At 69.3% G+C, this 24869-nt stretch carries 23 protein-coding genes; 19 read left to right on the top strand and 4 right to left on the bottom strand.

What is annotated here, in order from left to right; translation table 11 throughout:
- The first annotated feature begins 179 nt into the window (after positions 1–179).
- From ACM6LU_RS03530 to ACM6LU_RS03480, 11 genes are all read left to right on the top strand, one after another.
- Entirely contained in the window at positions 180–1412 is a 1233-nt protein-coding gene (locus ACM6LU_RS03530) for a sensor histidine kinase (protein ID WP_414936099.1), read from the top strand.
- The gene (locus ACM6LU_RS03525) at positions 1409–2098 is read left to right on the top strand and encodes a response regulator (protein WP_414936098.1); all 690 of its coding nucleotides are present in this window, start codon (positions 1409–1411) and stop codon (positions 2096–2098) included. Before ACM6LU_RS03530 ends, ACM6LU_RS03525 begins: the two co-directional genes overlap by 4 nt.
- A gap of 150 nt (positions 2099–2248) precedes the next feature.
- Positions 2249–3238, top strand: a complete 990-nt coding sequence (locus ACM6LU_RS03520; RefSeq protein WP_414936097.1) for a hypothetical protein — start codon at positions 2249–2251, stop codon at positions 3236–3238.
- A 105-nt stretch (positions 3239–3343) separates the two neighbouring features.
- Complete coding sequence (locus ACM6LU_RS03515) at positions 3344–4924, top strand: hypothetical protein (RefSeq protein WP_414936096.1); 1581 nt, start codon at positions 3344–3346, stop codon at positions 4922–4924.
- 22 nt (positions 4925–4946) lie between these two features.
- Entirely contained in the window at positions 4947–5744 is a 798-nt protein-coding gene (locus tag ACM6LU_RS03510) for a sugar phosphate isomerase/epimerase family protein (RefSeq protein WP_414936095.1), read from the top strand.
- A 141-nt stretch (positions 5745–5885) separates the two neighbouring features.
- Positions 5886–6716, top strand: a complete 831-nt coding sequence (locus ACM6LU_RS03505; protein WP_414936094.1) for a thioesterase family protein — start codon at positions 5886–5888, stop codon at positions 6714–6716.
- Positions 6717–6817: 101 nt separating this feature from the next.
- Complete coding sequence (proC, locus tag ACM6LU_RS03500) at positions 6818–7627, top strand: pyrroline-5-carboxylate reductase (RefSeq protein WP_414936093.1); 810 nt, start codon at positions 6818–6820, stop codon at positions 7625–7627.
- Positions 7628–7840: 213 nt separating this feature from the next.
- A complete protein-coding gene (locus tag ACM6LU_RS03495; protein ID WP_414936092.1) occupies positions 7841–8056 on the top strand; it encodes a helix-turn-helix domain-containing protein in 216 nt (71 codons plus the stop codon).
- Between the two features lie 145 nt (positions 8057–8201).
- Positions 8202–8303 carry a 30S ribosomal protein bS22 gene (locus ACM6LU_RS03490; RefSeq protein WP_007030867.1) on the top strand — a complete coding sequence of 34 codons (102 nt, stop codon included), beginning with the start codon at positions 8202–8204 and terminating at the stop codon, positions 8301–8303.
- A gap of 285 nt (positions 8304–8588) precedes the next feature.
- A complete protein-coding gene (locus ACM6LU_RS03485; RefSeq protein WP_414936091.1) occupies positions 8589–9638 on the top strand; it encodes an NAD-dependent epimerase/dehydratase family protein in 1050 nt (349 codons plus the stop codon).
- Positions 9635–10738, top strand: coding sequence for a lysophospholipid acyltransferase family protein (locus tag ACM6LU_RS03480; RefSeq protein ID WP_414936090.1), 1104 nt, complete (start codon positions 9635–9637; stop codon positions 10736–10738). Before ACM6LU_RS03485 ends, ACM6LU_RS03480 begins: the two co-directional genes overlap by 4 nt.
- 85 nt (positions 10739–10823) lie before the next feature.
- Here the strand turns inward: ACM6LU_RS03480 and ACM6LU_RS03475 are convergent, their stop codons facing one another.
- The 3 genes from ACM6LU_RS03475 to ACM6LU_RS03465 form a co-directional block, all read right to left on the bottom strand.
- Positions 10824–11726 carry an HAD family hydrolase gene (locus ACM6LU_RS03475; protein WP_414936089.1) on the bottom strand — a complete coding sequence of 301 codons (903 nt, stop codon included), beginning with the start codon at positions 11724–11726 and terminating at the stop codon, positions 10824–10826.
- A gap of 95 nt (positions 11727–11821) precedes the next feature.
- On the bottom strand, positions 11822–12901 hold the full coding sequence (locus ACM6LU_RS03470) for a DUF5667 domain-containing protein (protein WP_414936088.1): 1080 nt from the start codon (positions 12899–12901) through the stop codon (positions 11822–11824).
- Positions 12902–13063: 162 nt separating this feature from the next.
- Positions 13064–13765, bottom strand: coding sequence for a sigma-70 family RNA polymerase sigma factor (locus ACM6LU_RS03465; protein WP_414936087.1), 702 nt, complete (start codon positions 13763–13765; stop codon positions 13064–13066).
- 262 nt (positions 13766–14027) lie between these two features.
- On the opposite strand from ACM6LU_RS03465, the gene ACM6LU_RS03460 reads away from it, so the two are divergent.
- From ACM6LU_RS03460 to ACM6LU_RS03430, 7 genes are all read left to right on the top strand, one after another.
- Complete coding sequence (locus ACM6LU_RS03460) at positions 14028–15542, top strand: AMP-binding protein (RefSeq protein ID WP_414936086.1); 1515 nt, start codon at positions 14028–14030, stop codon at positions 15540–15542.
- Between the two features lie 10 nt (positions 15543–15552).
- Entirely contained in the window at positions 15553–15789 is a 237-nt protein-coding gene (locus tag ACM6LU_RS03455) for a glutaredoxin family protein (protein ID WP_364034374.1), read from the top strand.
- 57 nt (positions 15790–15846) lie between these two features.
- Positions 15847–17391 (top strand): molybdopterin-dependent oxidoreductase, encoded by a 1545-nt coding sequence (locus ACM6LU_RS03450; protein WP_414936085.1) that lies wholly within the window; start codon positions 15847–15849, stop codon positions 17389–17391.
- A gap of 166 nt (positions 17392–17557) precedes the next feature.
- Positions 17558–18385: a redox-sensing transcriptional repressor Rex gene (locus ACM6LU_RS03445; RefSeq protein WP_414936084.1), complete on the top strand. Its 828-nt coding sequence runs from the start codon at positions 17558–17560 to the stop codon at positions 18383–18385.
- Between the two features lie 2 nt (positions 18386–18387).
- Positions 18388–19701 (top strand): glutamyl-tRNA reductase, encoded by a 1314-nt coding sequence (locus ACM6LU_RS03440; protein WP_414936083.1) that lies wholly within the window; start codon positions 18388–18390, stop codon positions 19699–19701.
- Positions 19698–20645, top strand: a complete 948-nt coding sequence (gene hemC, locus ACM6LU_RS03435; RefSeq protein ID WP_414936082.1) for a hydroxymethylbilane synthase — start codon at positions 19698–19700, stop codon at positions 20643–20645. Before ACM6LU_RS03440 ends, hemC begins: the two co-directional genes overlap by 4 nt.
- Before the next feature lie 59 nt (positions 20646–20704).
- Positions 20705–22237 (top strand): uroporphyrinogen-III synthase, encoded by a 1533-nt coding sequence (locus ACM6LU_RS03430; RefSeq protein ID WP_409489938.1) that lies wholly within the window; start codon positions 20705–20707, stop codon positions 22235–22237.
- Positions 22238–22452: 215 nt separating this feature from the next.
- Here the strand turns inward: ACM6LU_RS03430 and ACM6LU_RS03425 are convergent, their stop codons facing one another.
- Entirely contained in the window at positions 22453–23733 is a 1281-nt protein-coding gene (locus tag ACM6LU_RS03425) for an Nramp family divalent metal transporter (protein WP_414936081.1), read from the bottom strand.
- A gap of 150 nt (positions 23734–23883) precedes the next feature.
- On the opposite strand from ACM6LU_RS03425, the gene hemB reads away from it, so the two are divergent.
- On the top strand, positions 23884–24855 hold the full coding sequence (gene hemB / locus ACM6LU_RS03420) for a porphobilinogen synthase (RefSeq protein ID WP_414936080.1): 972 nt from the start codon (positions 23884–23886) through the stop codon (positions 24853–24855).
- Positions 24856–24869 lie beyond the last annotated feature (14 nt).

Below are 24869 nucleotides of genomic sequence, written 5' to 3'. Positions count from 1 at the left end.
GCCGCCACCGGTGTCCCCGGTTCGGGTGATCCGCCTCACCCAGGAGATCTCGACATGGGATCGGTCACATGAACGGCGCCTAACCTGCAGGCGAACAGGGTGTCCCCAGGTGTCATAGGCATCACGAGTACGCGGCCGGGACTAGGCCAAAAGACTACCCACGCCCTTACGATCCCCTTGTGACCACGCCTGTTGCACTCGCCCTTGCCGTCGGCGGACTGATCGTCGGTGTGGTCGTCGGCTTCCTGATCGCGAGGGGCCGCGCCCGCCGCGAGGAACGGCGCCCGACCGGACCCACCGTCGCCGAACTGCTCGAACGCCTCGTGCGGTCCAGCAACAACGGTGTCGTCGTCCTCAACAAGTTCGGGGACATGGTCCTGCACAACCCGCGCGCCTACGAGCTGGGACTGGTGAAGGTCAACCAGGCCGATCCGCGGGCCCGCAAGGCCGCCGAGCAGGTGGTCGAGACCGACGACCCGATGGAGATCGACCTGTCCCCGGTGGAGGCGAGGGGCCGCCAGCCCGAAGCCGTCCTCGGCGAGGTCCGCCCGCTCGGCGACGGGTTCACCGTGGTCGAGGCCGTCGACCACTCCGAGGCCATCCGCCTCGAAGCCGTCCGGCGGGACTTCGTCGCGAACGTCAGTCACGAACTCAAGACCCCGGTCGGTGCGATCGCGTTGCTCACCGAGGCCGTGCTCGACGCCGCGGAGGACACCGAGGAGGTCCGCCGCTTCGGCGGCAAGATCCTCCGCGAGTCGACCCGGCTCGGCCAGCTCGTCACCGAACTGATCGCGCTGTCGCGGCTGCAGGGCGCCGAGCGGCTGCCCGATCTGAACGTGGTCGAGGTCGACGCCGTCGTCCGCGAAGCACTCGGCCGGACGACACTGTCGGCGGAATCCGCCGAAATCACCATCACCACCGATTCGGCCAGCGGGCTGCTCATCGAGGGCGACCGGACGCTGATGGTCACCGCTCTGTCGAACCTGCTGGAGAACGCCGTCGCGTACTCACCGGCGGGCAGCCCGGTGTCGATCAGCAGGCGGCTGGTCGACGGGAAGGTCGAGATCGCGGTGACCGATCGCGGCATCGGCATCGCCGAGGACGAGCAGCAGCGTGTCTTCGAGCGGTTCTTCCGCTCGGACAAGGCGCGGTCGCGGTCGACCGGCGGCACCGGGCTCGGCCTGGCGATCGTCAAGCACGTGGCCGCCAACCACGGTGGTTCGGTCGGCCTCTGGAGCCGTCCGGGCACCGGGTCGACGTTCACCCTGCGGATCCCCGCGCACATCGGTGCCGAGCCGGCCGCGACCGCGAAACAGGCTCCGCCGGCATCCCGGCCGGAGAAGACCCCCGAGCGGACACCCCGTCTCGTGGCAACAGGGCAAGAAAGCCCCGACCATGGAGGAAACCTGTGACGAGGGTTCTCATCGTCGAGGACGAAGAGTCGTTCGCCGACCCGCTCGCGTTCTTGCTGCGCAAGGAGGGCTTCACCGCCGCCGTGGCCGGAACGGGGCAGCAGGCGCTCGAGGAATTCGACCGCAACGGCGCCGACATCGTCCTGCTCGATCTCATGCTCCCCGGAATGAGCGGGACGGACGTCTGCAAGCAGCTCCGGCAGCGCTCCGCTGTGCCGGTGATCATGGTGACCGCGCGCGACAGCGAGATCGACAAGGTCGTCGGACTGGAACTAGGCGCCGACGACTACGTCACCAAGCCGTACTCGGCCCGCGAGCTCATCGCGCGGGTGCGGGCGGTGCTGCGCCGCGGCGGTGAGCCGGGCTCCGAAGGCGAGCTGGCGCCGCTGGTGCTGACCGCCGGGCCGGTGCGGATGGACGTCGAGCGGCACGTGGTGACCGTCGACGGCCAGGAGGTCTCCTTGCCGCTGAAGGAGTTCGACCTGCTCGAGTACCTGCTGCGCAACGTGGGCCGCGTGCTCACCCGCGGGCAGCTGATCGACCGGGTGTGGGGCGCGGACTACGTCGGCGACACCAAGACGCTCGACGTCCACGTAAAGCGCCTGCGGTCGAAGATCGAACCGGACCCTGGATCGCCTCGGCACCTGGTCACGGTGCGTGGGCTCGGCTACAAGTTCGAGACGTGAGCTGAAGGGGACTTTCCCCGCATAAGACGCGATGAAGGGCGCTTTCCCCGCATCCCATGCGGGGAAAGTCCCCTTCAGCCCCGCCCGTTGCGATACAGATCACGGTTACGGTTTCGTGACCTGACGTGCGGGCGGGTACCGTAGACGCTCGTGCGCCTTGGGGTACTCGACGTCGGTTCCAACACCGTCCACCTGCTCGTGGTCGACGCCCACCGTGGCGCCCACCCGACCCCGATGCATTCCGAAAAGGCCGTCCTCCGGCTCGCCGAGCAGATCACCCGCAACGGTGACCTGAGCCGCGCGGGCGCGGACAGCCTCGTGCAGGCGGTCGAATCGGCGAAGGCGGCGGCCCTGCGCCTCGGTTGCGAAGAGGTCATGGCGTTCGCGACCTCGGCGGTCCGCGAGGCCAAGAACGCCCCGAAGGTGCTGGCGAAGGTCCATGACGAAACCGGTGTGGAGCTGAAGGTGCTTTCCGGTGTCGACGAGTCCCGGCTCACCTTCCTCGCCGTCCGCCGCTGGTTCGGGTGGTCGGCGGGCAAGCTGCTGGTGCTCGACATCGGCGGCGGCTCCCTGGAGGTCGCGATGGGCCGTGACGAGGAGCCCGAACTGGCCGAGTCCCTCCCGTTGGGCGCGGGCCGGACCACCCGGACGCGGTTCCAGCACGACCCGCCGACCCGCTCCGAGCTCATCGCGACTTCGGCGTGGCTCGAAGAACAGCTCGCCCCACTCGCGAAGAAGGTCGCCAAATTGGGTGAACCCGATCGTGTCGTGGCGACGTCGAAGACGTTCCGGTCACTCGCCAGGCTGACCGGAGCGGCGCCGTCGGCGAGTGGGCCGCACGCGCGCCGTACCCTGACCGACACCGCGTTGCGCCAGCTCATCGCGTTCATCTCCCGGATGACCGCCCATGACCTGGCACAACTCGAGGGGGTCAGCGCGAGCAGGTCGCATCAGCTGGTGGCGGGCGCGCTCGTCGCACAAGCCACCATGCGGGCGCTTTCCCTGGAAGAACTGGAGATCTGTCCGTGGGCACTGCGAGAAGGTGTCATCCTGCGACGGCTGGACCATTCGAATGGTGCGGACGAGACTGGGGGCGGCAGCGCCCGATTGGACTTCGTCGAAGGAGAACGGGCACGGTGAAGAGGTGACGGAAACGCGGATGACGGTGGATAGCGCGCGCGACGCCGCCGATGCCCCGTCGCGTGCCGGTTCACAACGGCTGGAGCGCGCATTGGACAACACGGTATGACGGACGAAACACAGAGCGGCCCGCCCCAGAAGACCGTGGCGGAGCTGCTCGCGCAGCACGGAGCCCAGCCGGAAGGCGGGCGCCGCAGGCGACGCCGCGCGGCCGACGACGACGAGGACGAGGCTCCCGAGCCGCCACGCGGCCGCCGCGCGCCCTCGGTGAGTGACACCGCGCCGCAGGCGATCATCGACAGGGTGTCCGGCGACACCCCTCCGCCGCCGTCGCGACCGCCACGCCGTTCGCGCCCCCAGGACTCGGGCGCGCGCCCCGTTCCGCCGCCGCAGCAGGATTCCGCGCCGCTGCCGGTGCCGCCGGACGTCGCGTCCACCCCGACCAGGCAGACACCGCCGGTGCGCTCGCCGAAGCCAGGCCAGCCGCCGCAGGAATCCGGGCAGTTCGCACGCCCCGCTCCGCCGCAGCAGTCCGGCCAGTTCGTCCGGCCGACTCCGCCGCCGGAGCAGAGCGGCTACCAGCAGCGTCCGCCGCAGCAGTCCGGCCAGTTCGTCCGGCCGACTCCGCCGCAGGAACAGTCCGGCTACCAGCAGCGTCCGCCGGATTCCGAAGGCCTGCCCCCCCGCGGCCGTTCGCGGCCCGCGGACCCGGAGGAGACCCGCGGCGCGGTGCCGCCGGTCCGCCGTCGCCCCGAGCCGCCCGCCGGACCCCCGTCCACGGGACTTTCGGCGAGACTCGACGGCGGGGCGGACGCTCCGCCCGAGGACGTCCAGGAAGCGCCGGGGCCGATGGCCAGCGGCGCGTTCGCGACCCCGCCCGCGCAGCCGGCGCGGCGCCGCCGTCCGCCCGCTCGTCCCGCCCAGCCCAAGGGCGAGCCGAGCACCGAGCAGTTCGCCGCGGTCGGCGACGACACCGAATCCGAAGCACCCGCGCCCGTCGAGCCCGCGGTGCCGCCCGCCGGGCTCGCCGGATGGCGCAAGCGCAGGCAGAAGGTGCAGTCCGAGGACACCGAGATCGGCGGGATCCCGCCGGTACCGCCCCCGGTCGCGCCCGTCGAACCGGACACCGACCCCGAACCGGACCCATTCGGCGCCGGGCCGTCCATCATGGAGTCTTCCCACCCGCCCCATCCCGCTCCGATGCCGTTCGTGCCACCGCATTCGCTCGACGACCGCGACCGCCGGTCGGACGACCTCGACGAGTACGAGCGCGAGTTCGCCGACCCGGCGTACCCCGACGGCGGTCCGGACTTCGCACGCGACGACTACGGCTACCGCTCCGACGAGTACGAAGACGACTACGACGAGCAGGACGCGGACGTCGTCGAAGAGGCCGAGCCCGAGGAGCCTGCCGAGAACGCTTCGCCGGGGAAGCAGTGGCTGGCGCTCGCCGGTCAGCTCGCGCTCGGCGTGGTCGGCGGCGCCGGGGTCTGGCTGGGCTTCAACTGGCTGTGGGTGAACATCCCCGCCGCCGCGCTGGTCGCCGCGCTGCTGGTGATCGTCGCGCTGGTGTGGATCGTCCGCAAGATCCGCCGGGCGGACGACCTGCAGACCACGGTGCTCGCGGTGCTGGTCGGGCTGGTGGTGACGGTCTCACCGGCCGCACTCCTCCTGGTCGCGCGTTAGCGGCTTCGTGAAGGATGCCGGAATGGCAGCTCGCATTCCGGTGGGTGTCTCGACCGCGTCCGTCTGGCCGTTGAAGGCGGGCGTGGCCTTCGAGATGGCCGCCGACCTCGGCTACGACGGCGTCGAGGTGATGATCTGGGCCGACCCGGTCAGCCAGGACGTCTCCGCGCTGCGCCGCTGGTCGCGCCGCACCGGCGTGCCGGTGCTGTCGATCCACTCGCCGTCGCTGCTGATCACTCAGCGCGTGTGGTCGCCGGATCCCGAGGTGCGCCTGCGGATGTCCGTGGACGCGGCACTGGAACTGGGCGCGCGCACGGTCGTGGTGCATCCACCGTTCCGGTGGCAGCGCCGCTACGGCGACACGTTCGGGGACCTCGTCGACGAACTCGAAGAAGAGAGCGGCATCGAGGTCGCCGTCGAGAACATGTTCAAGGTCCGCCCGCCCGGTGGCTCGCGGACGTCGCGCGTGTCGGCCTTCCGGCCCTCGATCGACCCTACGGACGTAGGGTTTCGCCACTACACGCTCGACCTGTCCCATACAGCGGCAGCCGGTATGGACGCCCTCGCGCTCGCCGAACGGATGGGAAAAGGGCTCACGCACGTCCATCTGGCGGACGGCACGGGCCTCCCGAAGGACGAGCACCTGGTGCCCGGACGCGGGATCGAGCCTTGCGCCGAACTTCTCGAAAAGCTCGTGAACAGCGATTTTTCCGGGCAGGTCGTGCTGGAGATCAACACCCGCCGCTCGCCGGGCGCGGCACAGCGGTCGAGAGATCTCGCGGAGTCACTCTTGTTCGCGAGGCTTCACCTCGGTCAGTGACAAAGATCGTCCCCAGGTGCGGAGATTCATTCCTCCCTGCGCTCGAGGCGCTGGTACACGTAAAGTTCCGACCGTGAACCAGCTGCGTTTGTTGATCTCCCGCACCCCGATGGATCGGCTCGTGGCCTGGGTCAGTGCTCGGTGAGCGCGGCTGACGACACGAGCACCTCCTTCGACGCGGCATGTGCGACGCGCTCACTGGGTGACGGCACGTTCACAGCGGTACTGCGCACGGAATGGTCGATCGGCGGGCATCCGCACGGCGGCTTCCTGATGGCACTGATGGCGCGGACCGCTCTCTCGCTCCTTCATGAACGCGGCGAGCCGCCGTCCGAGCCGCTGGCGATCAGCGCGGAGTTCCTGCACCCGCCCGCGGTGGGGCCGGTGCTGCTGCGCACCGACGTCCGGAAGGTCGGAAGGCGCGCCTCGGTCGTCGCGGTCCTGCTGGAGCAGCGGGGCCGCAGCTGCGTCGAGGCCAGGGTGACCACCGGACGGCTGCCGATGCGGCGTCCGGAGTGGACCGGCGTCCCGACCATGCCCGCGGAGCCCCCGCCCGGCGCGGTGCCCGTCACCGGTGAGACGTCCGAAGGGATGTTCAACCTGGCGCAGGGCTGCGAGGTCCGGCTGGATCCGGCGAGCGCCGGCTACCTGCACGGCCGGATCGGCGACCCGCCGAAGATGCGGCTGTGGGTCCGGCCGCGGCACGGTCCGCCGGATCCTTTCTTCGCCCTGCTCGCGGGGGACGTGAACCCGCCGGTGGTCTACAACCTCGGTCGCGTCGGCTGGTCGCCGACCGTCCAGCTGACCGCGTTGCTGCGCACCCGGCCGGCGCCGGGCTGGCTGCGGGTGATCGTGCAGGCCCACTCGGTGCACGAGGCCTGGTTCGACTCGGACGCAACCGTGGTGGACTCGCAGGGCAGGCTGGTCTGCCAGGCGCGTCAGCTGGCGCTTGCCCCGGCGCCCGGGGGCTGACGGCGGTTTGGCACGCTGAACCGCATGAGCGAGCTTGCGAGCGGATCAGTGACACAGTGCCCGCTCATGCGCCGTGAAGTGACCCGGTACGAGGAGCAGGCATGAGTGTGATCGCGGTTCTGGGTGCCGGAAAGATCGGGGAGGCCCTGCTCTCGGGCCTGCTGCATGGCGGCCACAGCCCCGGCGACCTGCTGTTCACCGAGCGGTATCCGGTGCGCGCGGCCGAGCTGACGGAGCGCTACGGCGTGCGGGGGGTCACCGTCGCCGACGCCGCGCGCCAAGCCGACGTGCTGGTCGTCGCGGTCAAACCGCAGGACATCGACCCGGTTCTCGCCGACCTCGCGCCGCTGCTCGGCAGGGAGTCGCTGGTCGTCTCGCTGTGCGCGGGCCTGCCGACCGCCCTGTACGAGCGCAGGCTGGCCGACGGCGTCCCGGTGGTGCGGGTCATGCCGAACACCCCGATGCTCGTCGGAGAGGCGATGAGCGCGGTTTCCGCGGGTGCGTACGCGACCGCCGAACACATCGCGCTGGTGAAGGACCTGCTTTCGCACGTCGGACAGGTCGTCGAGGTGCCGGAGTCGCAGCAGGACGCCGTCACGGCGCTGTCCGGGTCTGGGCCCGCGTACTTCTTCTACCTGGTCGAGGCCATGATCGACGCCGGGATCCTGCTCGGCCTGCCCCGCGCGCTCGCCGGGCAGCTGATCATCCAGTCGGCGGTCGGGGCGGCGAAGATGCTCGCGGAGTCCGACGAGCACCCGGTACTGCTGCGCGAAGCCGTCACTTCACCCGCCGGAACGACCATCAACGCCATCCGCGAACTCGAGAAGCACGGCGTCCGCGCGGCGCTGCTGGCCGCCATCGAGGCCGCGAAGGAGCGCTCGACCGAACTGGGCGCCGCTCACGAGAGCTGAAGGGGACTTTCCCCGCATAGGAAGCGGTGAAGGACGCTTTCGCTGCTTAAGACGCGGCGAAAGGGTCCTTCAGCTCCTGGATACAGGCCCATCTCGGTGACTCGCGTCGCTTTAGTCACACGTGTCCCGCTACTCTCAAGAGAGCACGTGCGTGTCGATACCACAGGTGGGGAAGCCGCGTGGCGCGACACGTGTCGAAGGGCACGGTGATTCATGCCGTCGAACAAGAAGGATGATCTGCCCTCAGTGGGTCAGGTCCAGTTCCTGACGGTCGCCGAGGTGGCCACGCTGATGCGGGTCTCCAAGATGACCGTCTACCGCCTGGTTCACTCGGGCGAGTTGCCTGCGGTGCGCGTGGGGAAGTCGTTCAGAGTGCCCGAAAAGGCCGTTCACGAGTATCTGCGGGGCGCGTACTTCGACGTGGGCTGAGGCCCGCTTCGCGGGGCACAGTATGCCCGCCGGAGAGCGTCTTCCGGGGCGCGAGTACCCTGGAAGACCGCTCGTGCCTGTGCGCTCCACCCGTTGGACGCTGCGCCGGGCAGCGTGACCGACGACGAAGGAAGGAGCGCTCACGATGGGCTCTGTGATCAAGAAGCGCCGTAAGCGCATGTCGAAGAAGAAGCACCGCAAGTTGCTGCGCCGGACGCGAGTTCAGCGTAGGAAGGCCGGCAAGTAAGACACAGCCGGTGAGTGGCCCGTCCAGTTTCTGGGCGGGCCACTCCCATTTAGTGGACGTCGTCCGCCCATTCGAGTGAGCCGTGCCTCCCCTCTGCGAGCGCCCGGTTAATAGCATGTAAGCGCTGAGTCGACTACCCCTAATGAGCGGTAACATCTCAAGGGCAGCCGCGCGATGCTTCCATTGAGTGCGGGTTCGCGCACGCTCGGTAGATCAAGTTCGCGCTCGAGGTCGTCAGGACTCCGTGATCGAGTCCGAGAACCGACCAAAGCCGCAGGGAGTCCTATGCCGTCGAACATCGTGCTCGTGACCGGGGTCGGGGGAGACCTTGGCGGGAAACTGCTCGCCAGACTCGGCAACAATCCGGAGTTCGAGCGGGTGATCGGCGTGGACACCACGCCTCCGCAGAAGTCGGTACTGCAGCGCATGGGCCGCGCCGAATACATCCGCGCGGACATTCGTAACCCGCTGATCGCCAAGGTGATCAGCACGGCCGAGGTCGACACCGTCGTGCACGCCTCGTGCACCGTGCATCCGGCCGGGCCCGCTCGCCGCACGGCGATCAAAGAGCTCAACGTCATCGGCACGATGCGGCTGCTGGCGGCCTGCCAGCGCTCGCCGCTCGTGCGCAAGCTCGTGGTGAAGTCGACGGCCGCGGTCTACGGCGCGGGAGCGCGTTCGCAGGCGGTCTTCACCGAGGATTCCGAGCTCATCCCCACTTCGACCAGCGGATACGCCAAGGACGCCGTCGAAATGGAGGGGTACGTGCGCGGGCTCATGCGCCGCCGTCCCGACATCACGACGACGCTGTTCCGGTTCGCCAACATCATCAGCCCCGAGATCGACACCGTGCTCTCGCGCTACTTCGCGCTGCCGGTGGTCCCGACCGTCTTCGGCTACGACGCGCGGATCCAGCTGCTGCACGCTTCGGACGCTTTGGCCGTCTTCGAGCAGGCGACGCTGGAAGACAAGTCCGGCGTGTTCAACGTCGGCTCGGAAGGGGTACTCACCCTGTCACAGGCGATCCGGCGAGCCGGCCGGGTCCAACTGCCGATGCCCAGCGGTGTCGTGCCGTCGATCGGCAAGGTCCTACGGGGAGCCCGCGTGGTCGACTTCTCCGCCGACCAGGTGCGGCTGTTGAACTTCGGCCGGGTCGTGGACATCGCGAAGCTCAAGAAGGACTTCGGCTACACGCCACGGTGGACGACGCGCGAGGCGTTCGACGACTACATCACCGGCCGCGGGCTCAGGCCCGTGGTGGACGGCGGCAGGCTGGCCGGATTCGCCGGCAAGGTCCTGGTGGCCGCGGCCACCGGGCAGGCGGGGCACCGGTGAGCAGGCCACACGAGAACGACCCCCGAAACTCTCACGAAGGCGAGGCGAAAGACGTGAGCGGCGCTGAAGCGCAGGTCATCCCGTTGCGCGGCCCCGGCAGAGAGAAACCGGACCGGGCGGCTCAGGCGGAGCGGGATCTTCGCGAGTCCGAAGAGGCGCGAGTACAGCTGGAACGGGAGCGCCGGGCGGACGCGCCCGTCGTCGAGTTCCCCGGCTCGGCGCGGGTCTCGCCCGCCCGGACCCGCCCGGCCGACACGGACCTCCTCCCGGCCTCGCTCCGGACGGCGCTGGGGTTCCTGCGGGACCGGCTGACCGGTGACTACACCGTCGACGAGTTCGGCTTCGACGCCGAGCTCACCGAGACCTTGCTGCTGCCGCCGCTGCGCGCGCTGTTCGAGAAGTGGTTCCGCGTCGACACCTTCGGCGTCGAGAACCTGCCCGCCGACGGCGGCGCGCTGCTCGTGTCGAACCACTCCGGAACCTTGCCGCTCGACGCGCTGATGACCGCCGTCGCCGTGCACGATTACGTCCCCGGTGGCAGGCACCTGCGCGGCCTCGGCGCGGACCTGGTGTTCCAGGTACCGCTCGTCGGCTCCTTCGCCCGCAAGTCCGGGCAGACGCTCGCCTGCAACGCAGACGCGGAACGCCTGCTGCGCAAGGGAGAACTCGTCGGCGTCTGGCCGGAAGGGTTCAAGGGCATCGGGAAACCGTTCTCGTCGCGGTACAAGCTGCAGCGGTTCGGCCGCGGCGGTTTCGTTTCCGCGGCGCTGCGGACCGGAGTGCCGATCATTCCCGTGTCGGTCATCGGCGCGGAGGAGATCTACCCGAAGGTCGGCGACCTCAAGCTGCTCGCGCGGCTGCTCGGCCTGCCGTACTTCCCGGTGACGCCGTTCTTCCCGCTGCTCGGCCCGCTCGGCGCGATCCCGCTGCCGACGAAGTGGAGCATCGAGTTCGGCGAGCCCATCCGCACGGACACCTACGACGCGGACGCCGTGGACGACCCGATGCTGGTGTTCACGCTGACCGACCAGGTGCGGGAGTCTATCCAGCAGTCGCTGTACAAACGCCTTTCGCAGCGGAAGAGCGTCTTCAGGGGCTGACCCCCGGCGCGTTTGGTCCCCTAGTTGCGGTACTTGCACACGCAAGGACCGCAACTAGAGGACTAATTGCGGGAGTGGCGAGGTGTCAGCGGCGCCGGTAGGCCATGCCGGCCGCGACGGCACCGGCCACGGCACCCGCGCCGAGCACCGAGGGCACGCCGATCTTCGCGGCCTTTCGGCCGGTCCGGAAGTCGCGGATCTCCCAGCCGCGCGCACGTGCGACGTCGCGAAGTCCACCGTCCGGGTTCACCGCGACCGCGGTCCCGACGACCGACAGCATCGGGACGTCGTTCTGCGAGTCCGAATACGCCGTGCAGCGCTTGAGATTCAGCCCTTCGCGTGACGCCAGCGCCCGGACGGCGTGTGCTTTCGCGCGGCCGTGCAGCAGGTCGCCGACGAGACGGCCGGTGTAGACGCCGTCCCTGGTCTCCGCGACCGTGCCCAGCGCGCCGGTGAGGCCGAGGCGCCGCGAGATGATGGCCGCGAGCTCGATCGGGGTCGCGGTGACGAGCCAGACGCGCTGCCCGGCGTCGAGGTGCATCTGCGCGAGCGCCCGCGTGCCGGACCAGATCTTGTCCGACATCAGCTCGTCGTAGATCTCTTCGCTGATGTCGGTGAGTTCCTGCACGGTACGACCAGCCACAAAGGACAGTGCGCGCTCGCGGTGGGTTTTGATGTCCTCTTTGTTCTCCCGGCCGCCGAGCCGGAACTTCACCTGCTGCCAGACGAATCCGGCCAGATCGGCGGACGTGAAGAACTTGCGCGCGGCCAGGCCGCGGGCGAAGTAGAAGATCGACGCGCCCATCATCATGGTGTTGTCGACGTCGAAGAACGCGGCCGCGGTCAGGTCCGGCGGGGCGGGCGGCGCGGGCGGTTCGAGGGCTTCGGCGGACGCGGTCGCCATGGCGGCCTCGGCCGACGCCTCGCCCGCGAGCTCGGCCAGCCGTTCGAGCTCTTGACTCTTATCCTTGCCCCGCCAAACTGACACGCACACCGCCTCCGGAATCCCAGGTGCCTACGCACAGCGTAGCGATCGCTTTACCGGCACGTCCCGGGTGTGGCGCCTCCCTCATCGACGGAGCGTCAGCCAATGATTATCGGCGGTAACCCCGGGATGAGCGGCGGAATCGAAATCAGCGGCGGCGGTGGTGTGGTGGTCGTCGGGGGTGGTGTCTTCGTCGTTGGGGCGGGCGTGGCCACGACGGGCGGCGGCGTGCTTCCCGAGGGTGGCGCGAGCGGTCCGGTCGGGGCCGCGGTGTCCACGCCGGACGACGGCGGCGCGGAAGTCGGCGTCGGCGATCCGGTCGGCGCCGAGGACGGCGCGGACGGCGTCACGGGCGGCACGACAGCGTCGGGGGAGCCGGGGTCACGGACGCAGTCACCGGCTGCCGGGAGCGCGCCCAGCTCGTCGGACGAGCCCGTGGTGATCGTGTAGCAGACCAAGCGGGAGCCGAGATCCGTCGTGCGTGCCTGGACCTTGTCGAGCAGGACGCGGACGGCGGCGAACTTGTCGCGTGCCCCGGCGGGGGCTTGCCCGACCTGAAGGCCGAGCCGGTCGGACTGCTGTCGCGCCCAGATGCGGAGTTCGGACAGCCGGATCTGGCCGCCTTGATCGGTGACGATCGACGTCAGCTGGGAGACGCCGGCGCGCAGATCGGTCTCGAAATCGGCGAGGCCGGTGAAGTAGGCGCCGGTGGACGCGCCCTGCCGGGTCAGTTCGCCGAGTTCGCCGACGCGGTTCGTGGCGAAATCCAAATGTTTCTTCGCCTTGTCCTGCTCGTCGAAGGTGAGACTGAGCGCGGTCGATTCACCCGCTCGTTTGATGCCGTAGAGCGGATCACCGGGCAACGCGTCCTTGGACAACAGCAGGGTGATGCCGCCCAGCGTGAGCACGAGCGCGACGGCCGCCGCGGCGAGGTTGGCGATGGCACGACTGCGCCGCCTCGGCAGCTCCTCGGCTTCGGCGAGGCGTCCGGCGATCTCGTCGCGGATCCGCTTCCGGGTTTCGGCGTCGGGGGCGCCACTCGCGCCCAGTTCGCGCAGACCGCCGACGAGTGCGAGTTCCAGCTCGAATTCGTCGTCCCGTGGTGCGGTGGCGTCGACAAGGCCCGCGAAGCGGTCACCGTCCGCTCGCTCCCGTGCGGACCATCCCGGCACGCCCACGGCGAAGTCTCCATCTGCTCAGCCCGGTCCTGACACCGGTCTGGCTGGGAAACGAGCGGGAACGCTCTGGGGTTACGGCAAGGCCCGGTGAGGGATGAATATTAGGACATCGCAGCGATGCGGAGCATCTCCGTTGAGGGCGGTGGTGGATATATCGGCGGGTTAACGCAAACCGGTGGGCAGAAGTTGTGCCAAACGGCGTACCGCGCGGTGCTGGAGGGCCTTGATGGCGCCTTCGTTGCGCTTCATGATGGCCGCGGTCTCGGCGACCGAGAGTCCTTGCATGAACCGCAGCACGATGCACTCGCGCTGGTCTTCACCGAGTTCGGCGACGCAACGCAGCAGTTCGGCACGGGTGGCGCGGCTGATGGCCTGCTGTTCGGGACCCGCGACAGCCTGTACGCCGACGTTGCCGATCGGTGCCCCGTTCGGCTCGGCGACCTCGTCGGTGACGACCTCGAGGCGGAACCGGCTCGACTTCACGTGGTCGAGGATGATGTTGCGCGCGATGGTGACGAACCAGGCGCCGACGTCACGTCCCTGATAGCTCACCGACGTGATGCGGCGCAGCGCGCGCAGGAAGGTCTCGCTGGTGACGTCCTCGGCGAGGTCCCGGTCGCCGAGGCGGAACAGGACGTAGCGGTAGACGACATCGACGTAGCGGTCGTAGAGACGGCCGAACGCGGACGTATCGCCGCCTTGCGCGGCACTCACCAGCTCCCACGCTTCGACCTTCGCGGCTTCGGCCGCGGCGTCGGTGCTCTCCTCGGCTTTGGGCCTGGACGACGGCACCGAGGGGCACCCGCTCCGGCGGAGGATGTGGCCCGCCAGCATCGAGACGGGGTTCGGCACGGGAAGGGTCACGGTGCACCTCCCGTTCCGGACAGGGAAGACCGGCCCGCATGTCCCACGGCCGCGTGGGCCTGCAAGATCTGCACGTCCGGACTCCTTTTCTCACCATCGAGTGATCAACACCACTCGACGACGATCAGCAGCATACGTCTAGTTACCGCGAAGTAGGTAGCGGTGCCTGGGTCACGGAACTGCGACGAAAGCGAGTGGCACCCATGACGGTGGTGGAGATGACAAACTGACAACGCCGTTCACCGAGGGAAGAGGTTCGCAGTTGAACGCGGAGCAGGTTGCCGAACGAAGCGTGCCCACCTTGCTCGCCGAGGCCGCCCGACAGTGGCCCGGCAAGGCAGCCGTCCACGAGACCGGCGAAGGGGTCTCGCTGACGTGGGCGGAGCTCGACAACGCCGCCCACGCGCTGGCCCGTGCCCTGCTCGACGCGGGAATCGAGCGTGGCGACCGGGTGGCCTTACGGCTGCCGACGTCGGCCGCGTTCGCCGTCTCGTTGTTCGGGGCACTCCGGGCGGGCGCGGTGGTCGTCCCGATCTCGCCGCAGGCTCCGTTGGCGGAGCTGAACGGACTGCTGGAGCACAGCGGCGCGCGGCTCGTCCTCGAACGCGAACCGACCGAGGAACTCTTCGATGAAGTGACAAGCCTCTCACCACCTGTTACCTCGAATGGAGCAGTCGTACCGGCCGAGGCGGCCGGGGCCGGTGAGGACATAGCGGTCATTTCGTACACCTCCGGAACGACCGGCCCGCCGCGCGGCGTGATGCTGTCGCACCGGGCGCTGCTGGCGAACCTCGACCAGCTGAGCCGGATCGTCCCGACGCCCCTCGTGCACGGCGACCGCGTGCTCATCACCATCCCGCTGTTCCACGTCTACGGCCTCGGGCCAGGGTTGTTGCAGACCACGTCGGTGGGCGCGACCGCGATCCTTTCCGAGCGCTTCCTCGCCGAGCGGACCCTCGCCGACTGCGCCGAGCACCGGGTGACCTCGATCGCCGGCGTGCCCGCGATGTACGCCGAGTTCGCCGCGATGGACCCCGACGAACTGGGGGCCGGCCTCTCCACCGTCCGGCGGATGACGTCGGGAGCGGCGCCGCTGCACCCCAAGATCCTCACCGCGCTTCGCGGCGCCACCGGGCTGGACGTCTACGAGGGCTACGGCCTCACCGAATGCGCGCCCGTGGTCACCACGACGCTGGTCACCGGTTACCCGAAGCCGGGTTCGGTCGGGCGGCCGCTGCCCGGCGTCGAGGTCCGGCTGGTCGACAGCGACGGCGACGCGACGCCCGTCCCGCAGGACCCGGACGAACTCGGCGACGCCTTCGACGAGGACGGCGGCACCGGGCTGGTGTCGATTCGCGGCGCGAACCTGTTCTCCGGTTACTGGCCCGACGGCTCGCACGGGCCCGGCGAAGACGGCTGGTTCCGCACCGGCGACGTCGGCTACCTCGACACCGACGGCGACCTGCACCTGGTGGACCGGGCCAACGACTTGATCATCGTCAACGGCTTCAACGTCTACCCGCACGAGGTCGAGAACGTGATCTCGATGCTGGACGAGGTCGTCGAGGCGGGTGTCGTCGGCGTCGTCGACGAGCGCACCGGCGAGGCGGTGAAAGCCGTCGTCGTCCCGGCGCCCGGCGCGTCGCTTTCGGAACAGCAGGTCGTCGAGCACTGCGCGGAGCACCTGGCCGGGTACAAGGTGCCGCACACCGTCGAGTTCGCGGAGTCGCTGCCGCATTCGGCCACCGGGAAGCTCCGGCGTATCCGGCTCAGGTAAGGATGGAGCCATGGCGCACCAAGTGACCGTCATGACCCGCACGGGCTGTCATCTGTGCGAGGTCGCGGAACAGGACATCGAGCGGATCTGTGGCGAACTGGGTGTCGCCTGGTCGGCGCGGGACGTCGACAGCGACCCCGAATGGCGGGCCGAGTACGGCGACCGCGTGCCGGTGATCCTGATCGACGACGCCGAGCACGGCTACTGGCGGGTCGAAGAGGACAGGCTCCGGAAAGCACTGGCGTAACACACTCGTAAGGGCGAACGGCCGACCTGGGAGCCAATCCGCTCCGAAGATGGAGTCGTGGACGAAGAACGCAGGCTCACCTTCCCGCAAGCCGCTCTGACCGGGCTGCTCGCGCTCGCCGCCACGCTCGGCGTCGGGCATCTCGTGGCGGGCTTCGTCGGGTACACGGCCTCGCCGTTCGTCGCCGTCGCGAACTTCGTCATCGACCACAGCCCGCACGCCGTCGTTGCCTGGGCGGAGCGGACGCTGGAGACGTGGGACAAGCCCGTCCTCAAGATCGGCCTCGCCGCGGTGCTGGTGCTGATCGCGCTGCTCGCCGGGCAGTTGTCGCGGAGTAAACCGCTGCCGGGCCAGCTCGTCGTCGGCGTCCTGGGCGCGGCCGGGGTCGCCGCCGTCTACGTGCGCACCGACCTCGGGCAGGTCTCACTGCTGGCACCGGTGGCCGCGACGGTCGCCGGGATGGTCGTCTTCACCTGGCTGCACCGGTTCTTCCTGCCGCGCGTGTTCTTCGACGTCCGCGAGAGTGAAGGGCCGGGCCGGCGGAAGGTGCTGATCACCGGCGCCTCCGTCGCGGTAGGGGCCGGTGTCGCCGCGTTGGCCGGGGAGTTCATCGGGACCAGGAAGAACGCCGAGGAGTCGCGCGCCGCTGTCGGCAGGCTTGTCGCGGCGAGAACCGCACCCCCGATCCCGCCCGACGCGGACTTCGTGAAGTTCGGCACCCCGCCCTATCTCACTCCTTCGGAGGATTTCTATCGGATCGACACCGCCTTGGTCGTCCCGCAGGTCCGCACCGAGGACTGGAGCCTGCGGATCCACGGGATGGTCGACCGCGAAGTCACCTATACGTATGACGACATCCGCTCGCGGCCGCTGCTCGAACGCGACGTCACGCTGTGCTGCGTCTCCAACGAGGTCGGCGGCCCGTACATCTCCAACGCGCGCTGGATCGGCATCGACCTGCGCGACCTGCTGAACGAGGCGGGTGTGAAACCCGGCGCCGAGCAGATGTTCGCGACCAGCGTCGACGGCTGGACCTGCGGAACCCCCGTCGAAGCCGCGCTGGATCCCGGTCGCGGCGCGATGCTCGCCATCGGCATGGACGGCGAACCGCTGCCGATCGAACACGGCTTCCCCGCGCGGATCGTGATCCCCGGGCTGTACGGCTACGTGTCCGCCACGAAATGGGTGACCGAACTGGAGATCACCACCTGGAAGGAGCGCGAGGCGTACTGGCTCGACCGCGGCTGGGGCCGGGAGGGGCCGGTGAAGACGCAGTCGCGGATCGACACGAAGGTTTCCGCCGTGACCGCGGGGAAGGTCGTCGTGTCCGGGATCGCGTGGGCGCAGCACACCGGCGTCGCGAAGGTCGAGGTGCGGGTCGACCAGGGGCCGTGGCGGGAGACCGTCCTGTCGGCCGAGACGTCGAAGGACACCTGGCGGATGTGGTGGACCGAGGTCGACGTCACCGCTGGTCGGCATCAGGTCGCCGTCCGTGCCACGGACCAGTCCGGCCACACGCAGACGGAAGAGCGGGTCGGAACCGTGCCCGACGGGGCGACCGGACTCCACACGGTCTCGGTCAACGCGCACCAGAGACGCTGACCACAGCGCTCACCAGTGACTTTGTGCCTGCGTTCACAAGTGGCTACCGTAGATACGTCGCCTCCGAAAGCGCCCGTATCGAACCGGACTCAGCGTTTCGGGTCAAGAGCCGATTTCCTGGTTCAGGCGAATCATGTCGTCAGCAGGACCAGAGGAGCGGACAAGCGTGGTGTCGCAACGAGGCCGGCGCACCCGGGTGACACCGGACGCCGACAACGCGCCCACCGCGGAGATGCCGGCCGTCGAGACCGCCGCCGAGCCGGAAGCGGTCCGCGCGAAGTCGATCCCCGAAGCCGCGGTCGCCCGCCTCGCCGTCTATCTCCGCGTCCTTTCCGGGCTGGCCGAGCAGGGTGCGACGACGATCTCCAGCGAGGAACTCTCACAGGTCGCGGGCGTCAACTCCGCGAAACTGCGCAAGGACCTGTCCTACCTCGGCTCGTACGGCACCCGCGGCGTCGGCTACGACGTCCAGGTGCTGGTCAGCCAGATCGAGCGGATCCTCGGCCTGACCCGCAAGCACAAGGTCGCCGTGGTCGGGATCGGTAATCTCGGGCACGCGCTGGCCAACTACGGCGGCTTCCCGGGACGCGGGTTCCCGGTCGAGGCCCTGTTCGACCTCGACCCGGACCTGGTCGGTGTACCGGTCGGTGGTCTCCCGGTCTCGCATCTCGACGAGATCCCCAAAGTTTGCGCCGAACGGCAGATCTCCATCGGCGTCATCGCCACTCCGCCCACCGCCGCGCAGTCGGTCTGCGACCGGCTCGTCGCAGGTGGCGTGCAGTGCATCCTGAATTTCGCCCCGGTGGTGCTGCAGGTTCCGGCCCATATCGAGGTGCGCAAGGTCGACCTCGCCGTCGAACTGCAGATCCTGTCGTTCCACGTCGCTCGCCGCGCGGATCTGGCCGCTAACGGCAATGGCGGAGGGGACGCTGGCCCGAAGGGCGACGAGAATGGCAGCGTGAACGGCCACGGCAATGGAATGGTGGTGCGCTGAGAATGAGCGTGTTGGCGGTCGGGCTCTCGCACCGCAGTGCCGAGTTGAACACCCTGGAGCGCGTCGCGGTCCCCGCGACCGACGTGACCAAGGTGCTCCACGAACTGCAGCAGGCCGAGCACGTCAGTGAGGCGATCCTCGTCTCGACCTGTAATCGCATCGAGGTCTACGCGGTCGTCGAGACCTTCCACGGCGGCCTGAACGACGTCTCCGACGTGCTCGCCCGCCAGGCCGGGATGCTGCCCGCGGACCTCTACGACTCGCTGTACGTGCACTACGCCGGCGCCGCGATCGAGCACCTGTTCTCGGTCACCTCCGGCCTGGACTCGATGGTCGTCGGCGAGACGCAGATCCTCGGCCAGATCCGGTCCGCGTACGCCACCGCGCGGGACGCCGGCACCGTCGGCCGCACGCTGCACGAGCTGATCCAGACCACGCTGCGCGTCGGCAAACGCGTCCACACCGAGACCGGGCTGGATCAGCTGGGTGCGTCGGTCGTCTCCGAGGCGCTGCGTGCGGCTTCCCCAGACCTCACCGGCAAGCACGCGCTGATCATCGGCGCCGGTTCGATGGGCGCGCTGACCGCGTCCCACCTGCGTAAATCCGGGATCGGCGAGCTCGCCATCGCCAACCGCACCGAGGCGAGGGCCGCCCGCCTCGCCGCCGCGAGCGTCGAGCAGGGCGTTCCCGCCAAGGCCGTGCAGATGAGCGGGATCGCGGCCGCGGTCGCCGAGGCGGACGTCGTCGTCTGCTCCACCGGCGCGCAGGAAGTTGTGTTCACCACCGCACACGTCCCGGCCCGCGCCGGTCGCCCGCTGGTCGTCTGCGACCTCGGACTCCCGCGTGACGTCGAGCACGACGTCGCCGGACTGGCCGACGTCACCGTGGTCGACCTCGAGACCATCCAGCGCCGCATGCGCGACAAGGGCACCCCGACCACCGACCGGCAGACCGCGAAGGCCACCGGCATCGTGCTCGACGAGGTGCGCGAGTACCTCGCCGGTCAGCGCAGCGCCGAGGTCACCCCGACGGTGACGGCGCTGCGGCGCCGGGCCGCCGAGGTGGTCGACGCCGAACTGCTGCGGCTGGACAACCGACTGCCGGACCTCGAAGCCGGGGTTCGCGAGGAGGTCGGCCGCACGGTCCGCCGCGTGGTCGACAAGCTGCTGCACGCGCCGACCGTGCGGGTCAAGCAGCTGGCGGCCGAGACGGCCGACACCGATTACGCCAACGCGCTGCGCGAGCTGTTCTGCCTCGATCCGCAGGCACCCGCCGCCGTGGCGAGTCCCACCGCTACGAAAGACAGTGATCAGTGAGCAGAGTCATCCGGATCGGGACGCGCGGCAGCAAACTCGCCCTCGCGCAGACCGGCACCATCGCCGACGCCCTGCGTGCCACCGGGGCCGAGATCGAACTCGTCACCGTGACGACCCCCGGTGACAGGTCGTCCGCACCCATCCCGACGATCGGGGTCGGCGTGTTCACTTCCGCGCTGCGCGAAGCCTTGCTGCGCGAGGAAGTCGACGTCATCGTGCACTCCTACAAGGATCTGCCGACGAAGCCGGAGGCGGGCATCGTGCTCGCCGCCGTGCCGCGCCGCGAGGACCCGCGTGACGCGCTGATCGCCCGCGACGGGCTGACTCTCGGCGAGCTTCCGCCCGGTTCGACCGTCGGGACCGGCTCGCCGCGGCGCACCGCGCAACTGCGTGCGCTCGGTCTCGGTTTGGAAATCGTGCCGATCCGAGGCAATATCGACACCCGCATGCGCAAGGTGAGCGACGGAGAGCTCGACGCCGTCGTCCTGGCGCGTGCCGGACTGGCCAGGATCGGCCGGGCGGAGGAGATCACCGAGACCCTCGACCCGATCCAGATGCTGCCCGCTCCCGCGCAGGGTGCGCTGGCGGTGGAGTGCCGGGCCGGCGACGTGGACATCGAGCACCTGCTCGGATCCACAGTGGACGACGAAGGCACCCGTGCCGTGGCGACCGCCGAGCGGGCGTTGCTCGCGGCGCTGGAAGCCGGGTGCAGCGCACCGGTCGGAGCGCTGGCGGAGATCGTCGAAGACCTGGACGCCGATGGCCGGGTCGTCGAGCGGATCTCGTTGCGGGGCACCGCCGCCGTCGAAGGAGACGGGGACGCGGTCGACATGGTGCGCGCCTCCGCGCTCGCCGACATCCGCGATGCTGAGCAGCTCGGCCGGACATTGGCCGCAGAGCTGCTCGACCTGGGGGCCGGCGCGCTGTCCGGCCCCGCCCAGTGAGCTGAGAGAGACAGTTACGGCCGCGAACGACCGCGGCCGCCTAAGAGGAGAACGCACAGATGACCCCCGCGCGTAAGACCACCGGGCGTGTCGCCTTCGTGGGCTCGGGCCCCGGTGACGCCGGTCTGCTGACCGTCCGCGCTCAGGAGCTGCTCGCCAAGGCCGAGGTCGTGGTGACCGACCCGGACGTCCCTTCGGGCGTCCTGGCCTTCACCGCCGAAGGCGCCGAAGTGCGCCCCGCCGTCGGTGAGGCCACCGAGGTCGCCAAGGACCTGGTGAACGAGGCCAAGGCAGGACGGCTGGTGCTCCGGCTGATCGCCGGTGACCCGCTGACCCAGCCCGCCGTCGTCGCCGAGGTGCAGGCCGTTTCCCGGACCAGCGCCGTATTCGACATCATCCCTGGCGTCTCGCCCGGCGCCGCCGTCCCGGCGTACGCCGGTGTCGCGCTCGGCGGCACGCACACCGAGGTCGACGTGCGCGGTGACGTCGAATGGGCCGCGCTGGCCGCGACCCCTGGCCCGATCGTGCTGCACGCGACGTCGGCGCACCTCGCCGAGGCCGCGTCCGCGCTGACCGAGCACGGACTGCCGTCGACCACCCCGGTCGCCGTTACGTCGAACGGGACTATAAATACCCAGCGCACCCTGGACACCACGCTGGCCACCGTCGCGAACGAAGCGGGCGAGCTCGTCGGCCCGCTCATCGTGACCATCGGGCAGGCCGTCGGCCAGCGCTCGAAGCTGTCGTGGTGGGAGTCGCGTGCGCTGTACGGCTGGAAGGTCCTGGTGCCGCGCACCAAGGAGCAGGCCGGTGAGATGGCGGAGCGGCTTCGCGGCCACGGCGCCACCTCGCACGAGGTCCCGACCATCTCGGTCGAGCCCCCGCGCAGCCCCGCGCAGATGGAGCGTTCGGTCAAGGGCCTCGTCGACGGGCGCTACCAGTGGATCGTCTTCACCTCGACCAACGCCGTCCGCGCGGTGTGGGAGAAGTTCGAAGAGTTCGGGCTCGACGCCCGCGCTTTCTCCGGCGTGAAGATCGCCTGTGTCGGCGAATCGACCGCCGCGAAGGTGCGCTCCTTCGGCATCATCCCCGAGCTGATCCCGGAAGGTGAGCAGTCCTCGGAAGGCCTTCTCGCCGAGTTCCCGCCGTACGACGACGTTCTCGACCCCGTCGACCGCGTGCTGCTGCCGCGGGCGGACATCGCCACCGAGACCCTTTCGGCGGGCCTGCGGGAACGCGGCTGGGAGATCGACGACGTGACCGCGTACCGCACGGTGCGCGCCGCACCGCCGCCTGCCGAGACCCGCGAGATGATCAAGACCGGCGGTTTCGACGCGGTCTGCTTCACCTCGTCCTCGACCGTGCGGAACCTCGTCGGCATCGCCGGCAAGCCGCACACCCGCACGCTGGTCGCGTGCATCGGCCCGAAGACCGCGGAAACCGCCGTGGAGTTCGGGCTGCGGGTCGACGTCCAGCCCGAGAAGGCCGACGTCCCGCACCTGGTCGACGCACTCGCCGAGCACGCCGCCCGGCTTCGCGCCGAAGGTGCGCTTCCGCCGCCGCGCAAGGCGAAGCGGGCCCGTCGCTCCTGACAGTTCGTTGAAGTACATGAAGGCCCCCTTCCTTGCTCCAGGCGCAAGGAAGGGGGCCTTCATGTACTTGGGACCCTCGCAAGTAGTTGCCTACTTGCGAGGGTTGGTCACCTCGGTACAGGGGTCGTGAGTGGCGATTCGGGTCTTTTTTAAGGGGTAAGGCGTCGCGAAAGCTCCGGACCCCACGTCGAGATCGACCTCACTCGCCGGTGTCCTCAGCTGAAGAACTTCACCACCTCCGTGTAGGCGAGGTAAGCGAACATCGCGAGACAAATCCCCAGCAGCCCGTTCGAGATCCAGCCGGACCGCCCTTCCCGCGGCACCCGCGACGTATTCATCAGCACCAGCAACGTCCCCGCCAGGAACGGCATGAACAACGCGCCCAGTACGCCGTAGATCACGGTGAGCTGGAAGGGCTGATCCAGGAACAGCAACGCCATCGGCGGAAAAGTCAGCCACAGCACGTAAGCCCGGTACATGGGGCTGCGTTCTCCGGCCTTCTTCTCATACGCCTCGACACTTTCCGTCTTGTTCGCGGGGAGCCGCAGGATGCGCCACCAGTCCGCGAAGAGCAGGCTCACGCCGTGCCAGACGCCGATCACCGACGTGAACGAGACCGCGAAGAAGCCGATGAGGAACGGGATCCGCGCCCACTGCCCGTAGTCCGCGGCGAGCGTGTCACCGAGGAACAGCAGGCCCTTGTCACCCGAGATGATCTTCTGACCCAGCAGCAGTTCCGCGCCGATGATCAGCATCGCGATCACGAAGATCCCGGTCATGACGTACCCGACGGCGTTGTCGGTGCGCATCATCGGCAGCCACTTCGCCGAACGCCAACCCTTCGCGAGCGTCCAGTAGCCGTAGGCGGCCATGGTGATCGTGCCGCCGACGCCACCGACCAGACCGAGGACGTAGACGAGCGAGCCGTCGGGCAGGGACGGGACGGCGCCTTCGAACAACGCGGTGAAGTTCGGCATGACGAGGATCGCGGTCCCGACCACGGTCACGAACATCACGCCGGTGAGCACCGTCATCAGTTTCTCGATGATCGCGTAGCGGCCGAACCACACCAGCGCGAAGCCGAGCAGGCCGCAGATCATCCCCCAGTACCGCACCGAAAGCGCGGGGAAGAGCGCGTTCAGCGGCAGACCGGACGCCGACATCGCGGTCGCGCCGTAGACGAATCCCCAGATCACGGCGTAGATCCCGAAGTAGATCAGCGCCCAGATCCCCAGCGTCCGCCAGCCTGCCAGAATCGTCCGGCCCGACGTCAGATGCCAGCGGCCGACGGCTTCGGCCAGCGCGAGTTTGAAGATCGTCCCGACGAGCACCGCCCACAGCAGCGTGTACCCGAAGCGCGATCCGGCCACCATCGTCGCGACGAGGTCGCCCGCGCCGACCCCGGTCGCCGCGGCCATGATCCCTGGCCCGACCTGGCGCAGTCGTGCGCGCCAGCCGACGGGCGGTTCTTCCAGTTGGTCGGTCACCGTTGACATGAGGTGGAACGTAACGCGCGTCACACCGATGGCAAAACGGGCAAAGGTGATTCTTTGCCATCCCTTAGGTTTCGCCGCCCGACCGGACCAACGAGCCGTTCATCGCGCCTGCGGACCGGTTCTCAAGCGAGCCGGAGTACCTTCGTAAGGGTGTTTCCTGAGCATCGTCCCCGCAGGCTCCGTACCACTCCGGCCATGCGCAGGCTGGTCGGTGAGACGACGCTGAGCCCGCGCCAGCTGATCCTCCCGATGTTCGTGGCCGAGGGCATCGACACGCCCCACCCGATCTCCAGCATGCCGGGCGTCGTCCAGCACACTCGCGACACACTGCGCAAGGCCGCCGTCGACGCGGTCGACGCCGGTGTCGGCGGTCTGATGCTGTTCGGCATCCCGAAGACCCGTGACGCCGAGGGCACCGGCGCGATCGACCCGAACGGCATCCTCAACGTCGCCCTGCGCGACCTGAGGGCCGAACTCGGCGACTCGACGGTCCTGATGGCCGACACGTGCCTCGACGAGTTCACCGATCACGGCCATTGCGGCGTCCTTGACGCCGAAGGCGGTGTCGACAACGACGCGACCCTGCGCTTGTACGCGGAAATGGCATTAGCGCAGGTGGAAGCGGGCGCGCAGCTGCTCGGGCCCAGCGGGATGATGGACGGGCAGGTCGGCGTGATCCGCAGCGCGCTCGACCGGGCCGGCCGTACCGACGCCGGCATCCTCGCCTACTCGGCGAAGTTCGCCAGCGCGTTCTACGGCCCCTTCCGTGAGGCAGTCGACTCGCAGCTGAAGGGCGACAGGAAGACGTACCAGCAGGACCCGGGCAACGTGCGCGAAGCGTTGCGCGAGATCGAGCTGGACATCGCCGAGGGCGCGGACATGGTCATGGTCAAGCCCGCACTGTCCTATCTGGACGTCATCAGGGCCGCGGCCGAAGCGTCGCCGGTTCCCGTGGCGGCGTACAACATCTCGGGCGAGTACGCGATGGTCGAAGCCGCCGCGGCGAACGGCTGGCTCGACCGCGAGCGCACGATCCTCGAAGTGCTGACGTCGATCCGCCGTGCGGGCGCGGACATGATCCTCACCTACTGGGCAGCCGAAGCCGCTGCTTGGCTCGACTGACCGGCCGGACCACG

Source organism: Amycolatopsis sp. cmx-11-51, from assembly GCF_047608665.1.
In the GTDB taxonomy this organism is placed as follows: domain Bacteria; phylum Actinomycetota; class Actinomycetes; order Mycobacteriales; family Pseudonocardiaceae; genus Amycolatopsis.
This window is presented reverse-complemented; position numbering and strand designations above follow the sequence as displayed.